The following is a 1,134-nucleotide window of genomic DNA, read 5'->3' as shown; positions in this document are numbered from 1 at the left end:
GACGCGGCCTGACGCAGGTGCAATGCGCCGCCGGCCCGGCGCCGCCGCCAGCCGGGACCAAACACCATCGCCGCGCGGCGCAAGGCCAGCGCGCTGGCGCTGCTCGTCCACCAGTTCGCCAGCCCTGTGGTCTATCTTCTGGCGGGCGCGGCCTCGCTCGCCGCCTGGTTCGGCGACTGGGCCGAGGCCGGCGCCATTGTCCTGGTGCTGGTGCTGAACGCGCTGATCGGCTTCGTCACCGAGATCAAGGCGGCGCGCTCCATCGAGGCGCTGCGCGCGCTCGGCACCCGCTCCGCCCGCGTGCGGCGCGACGGGCGCGTGCTGCTGGTGCCGGCCGAAGATCTCGTTCCGGGCGACCTCGTGCTGCTGGAGGCGGGCGACGGCATCCCGGCCGACCTGCGGATCGTCGAGGGCTCGAACCTCGCCGCCGACGAATCCACGCTGACCGGGGAATCCGTGCCGGTGGAGAAGGCGCCCGATCCGGTGGCGCCCGACGCGCCGCTCGGCGCGCGCACCTCCATGCTGTTCATGGGCACTGCGCTGACCCGCGGCGGCGGGCTCGGCCTCGTGGTCGCGACCGGCCTTGCCACCGAACTCGGCCGCATCACCGCTCTGGTGGAGGAGGCACGGCCGGACTCCTCGCCGCTGGAGAAGCGCCTCGCGCGCCTCTCGCAGCAGTTGGTGTGGACCGTCGGCGGCCTCACCATCGTCATCGCCGCCATCGGGCTCGCGCGCGGCAAGGACCCGCTGCTGATGGTGGAATCGGCCATCGCCTTGGCGGTCGCGGCGATCCCCGAGGGCCTGCCCATCGTCGCGACGCTCGCGCTGGCGCGCGGCGTCTGGCGCATGGCGCGGCAGAACGCGCTGGTGGAGCGGCTCGCGGCGGTGGAGACGCTGGGCGCCACCACCATCATTCTCACCGACAAGACCGGCACCCTGACCCGCAACCGCATGGCGGTGCGCCGGCTCGTGCTCGCCGGCGGCGTTATCGACGTGCCCGCCGAGGGCGCGCCGGTGGCGCTGCCCGGAGCCGAGGCGGCGCTGGCCTGGCTGATCGAGGTCTGCGTGCTCGCCAATGACGCCGACCTCATCCCGCCACTGGCGAGGGCACCGGCGACCCGATGGAGATCGCTT

Annotated in this window: 1 protein-coding gene; it reads left to right on the top strand. The window is 74.0% G+C overall.

Features of this window, described 5'->3' with window-relative positions; genetic code table 11:
- Positions 1–126: 126 nt before the first annotated feature.
- Positions 127–1,134: HAD-IC family P-type ATPase (locus tag AC2W7M_RS26015; RefSeq protein ID WP_486136039.1), on the top strand; the 1,008-nt coding region annotated here is incomplete at its 3' end.

Source organism: Xanthobacter sp. BG11Y11_SDJG (assembly GCF_057364445.1).
The sequence above is the reverse complement of the archived record's forward strand: the minus strand, read 5'-3'. Positions and strand labels throughout refer to the sequence as shown.